The organism is Synechococcus sp. R55.7, assembly GCF_047461955.1.
Classification (GTDB): domain Bacteria; phylum Cyanobacteriota; class Cyanobacteriia; order Thermostichales; family Thermostichaceae; genus Thermostichus.
In genome coordinates, this window is sequence record NZ_JANSIC010000275.1 from 1 (window position 1) to 2949 (window position 2949).

At 60.6% G+C, this 2949-nt stretch carries 2 protein-coding genes; both read left to right on the top strand.

Translation table 11 applies throughout. The features are described from left to right. Nucleotides 1-1784 (top strand): ArnT family glycosyltransferase (locus NW820_RS11605; protein ID WP_414407557.1); only part of this gene is annotated, 1784 nt, incomplete at its 5' end. Between the two features lie 43 nt (nt 1785-1827). Beyond that, the gene (locus NW820_RS11610; RefSeq protein ID WP_011431976.1) at nt 1828-2892 is read left to right on the top strand and encodes an ABC transporter permease; all 1065 of its coding nucleotides are present in this window, start codon (nt 1828-1830) and stop codon (nt 2890-2892) included. Nucleotides 2893-2949 lie beyond the last annotated feature (57 nt).

The following is a 2949-nucleotide window of genomic DNA, read 5'->3' on the forward strand; positions in this document are numbered from 1 at the left end:
GTCCCATGCGTCCTTTCGGCAACCCCAACCGTCTGGGCAGTTCTCCTAGCCGCAGATCCCTGCCGGGATCCAGCTCCTTCGTTCAGTTTCGCCGCGACCCGCACCTAGTGCCCTTTTGGGGCCTAAGCCTACTAGTCATGGGCCTGGCAGTGCCTCTGTTTGTGCTTTCGGGGGCGGATCCCAGTTTGGCTGGCTGCGACGAGAGCTTTTATGCCCAAATGGCCCGCGAGCTGCTGCGGGGAGGGCATTGGCTGGGGCCCACTTTTTTGGGGGAGCCTTTTTTCGAGAAACCCCCTCTGCTCACCTGGAGCGTGGCCCTCAGTTTTGCCCTGTACGGGGTAAACGAGTGGGCAGCGCGGCTGCCAGGGATCCTCGCTGCTTTGCTCTCCATTCCCCTGGTGGGTTGGATTGGGTGGTTTTTTTTGCCGATGCGGGCGGCCTTTTTGGGGATGGCGGTTTTGCCCCTGTGCTACCTCTGGGTGCAGCAGGGGCGGCTGGTGGGGCAGGATGTGCCCTTGACCTTTCTGGAGCTGCTGGGGATCCTGGGGCTGGTCAACGGTATCCGCGGCCACAGGGTTTGGTTTTGGCTAACCGGAGTGGCCTTCGGGCTGGGCCTGCTGATGAAAAGTGCCATGATCCTGCTGCCGGGGGCGGCTTTGATCCCCTATCTCGTGCAGCAACGGCGCCGCTGGATGGGATCCGCCCCATTTTGGCTGGCGCTTGGGCTGGGCTTGGGGATTTTTGGCCTCTGGCTAGGTCCAGCCATGCAGGTGTATGGCCCACAGGTGCTGACCACCCTGGTGGGGAAGGTGTGGGATCTGGGGCAAGAGCCCTTCCATGCGGATGCCACCGGCTGGTACTACTTTTGGCACATTCCCGTTCATGGCTTCCCGTGGACGGTTTTGGCTTTGGTGGGTGGCTTTCTCCTGGTGCGCCAGCAGCCGGGATCCACGCTGCTGATCTGGTCTTTCCCCCTGCTGCTGCTGTTGTTGTTGCAGCTTTATCCCACCAAAACCCCCTACTACACCGTGCAGCTTTACCCTTGGCTGGCTCTCTTGGCCGGGGTAGCCTTGGATCAAGCGTTGGCTATGCGGGGTCGCGTCAGCGGTGCGGATCGCGTTAGCGGGACGGAGTCCTTGCACTTAAAGCCCCGTCTGGCCCAGGTGCTCTCTTGGGGACTGGCAGCGGTGGGGCTGTTGCTGTTGGGTTTGGGGGTGGCCGTCCGGCTAGGTGTAGACGGTCTGGAGCTCCTACAGCCTCATGCTTGGCCGCTGGTGGCGATGGGTCTTTTGTACCTCTTGCTGCCGGGGATCTGGAGTTGGCGGCGGGTGTTGCGCTGTGCCGGCAGTCTGTGGGTGGGAACCCTCTTGTTGGCCGGGATCCTCGCTATGATCACCATCGTCTTGCGGCCTGATTTCGGCAACTTCAGCCCTGCTTTTGCCCAAATGGATTGGAACCAAATGCTGCCCCCGTCCGTTCGCGCTATTCGGACGGAGTCCTCGACAGAGGCTGGGGAGACGGTGGTGGATATTGGCCGCAGCGGCTTGCCGGATGTCTGTCAGGCTCAGGCCATCGCTTTTTATACCCCCCATCCGGGGAGATGGGTGGATGATCAGGCTCTGCAACGAGGGGAATATGGAGACTACCTTTGGGTTTCTCCGGTGCAGGCAGAACAGGTGGAGATCCGGGATTTGGGGTTACAACCTCTAGCGGCGGTGGAGGGCTGGCAACTGGTGCGCCGTTTGGATCCCCTCTTGGAGCAGGGCAGCGGGGAGCCTCTTTGAGTTTAAAAATCTTAAGTTTAAGAATCCTAGGAAGTGTTAAAGCATGGCGGGAATAGCGGAATCGGGCCGGTCGTGGGTGTCTCTAGAGCGTACCTGGGTAATCCAGGGATTGGCTTGGCTGGCAGCGCTGCTATTTGTGGCGGGGGTGATCCTGCTGGCGGGGGCTTCACCTCTCCAGGTGGCGGCCAGCATGTGGCAGGGGGCCTTCGGCACTGAAGCTCAGTTTGGCCGGGTTTTGGCAACGCTGGCTCCCCTTGTCCTCTGCTGCTGTGGGCTGGTGTTTACGTTTGTTGCCGGTCTCTACAACTTGGGCATCGAAGGGCAAATGGTGGTCGGGGCAATTGCGGCCACGTTTCTGGTGCGTCTGGAAGCGGGATGGTTGCCGCCGCCACTGGCCATTACCTTGGCGCTTTTGGCCGGGATCCTGGGGGGGGCGGGCTGGGGCCTGTTGGCTGGGATCCTGAATGTGTGGGGGCGGGTCAACGAGATCTTCGCTGGGCTGGGGCTGAATTTTGTTGCCCAAGGTTGGGTGCTCTACCTGATCTTCGGCCCTTGGAAAAGGCCGGGGGTGGCTTCCATGAGCGGGACGGAAGTGTTGGATCCCCGTCTGTGGTTGCCCACCTGGGGGCGGTCAGAGGCCAGTCCGGTGGCGTTGCTGCTGGCCCTGTTGGCTTTGGCCCTGACGGTGCTGGTGGTGGGCAACACTCGCTTCGGCCTGCAGTTGCGGGCGGTGGGGAAAAACCCTGTAGCTGCTTTCCGGTTGGGGATCCCGGCTACCCGCAGGTTGCTCATGGCATTTGCCTGCTGTGGGGGCTTAGCAGGGCTGGCGGGCGCCTTGCAGGTGTTGGCTCTGTTCCATCGCCTCATCCCCAATATCTCCAGCAATTTGGGCTTTCTGGCCTTGTTGGTGGTGATGCTGGCAGGCTTTAACCCCCTGCTGATTTTGCCGATTGCCTTTTTCTTCAGCAGTCTTAACATCGGCAGCTTGCAACTGCCTCTCTCTTTGCAATTGGAGTCTTCTTTGGCCGGTGTGATTCAGGGATCCCTGGTGTTGTTCGTCTTGCTGGCCCAAGGGATCAGCCGCCGCTACTTCCTTGGGAAAGGTTAATGGCTTCGGCGATTTCTGGGATCCCTTTGCGTTAGCGTTGCGCAACAACGAGATTTA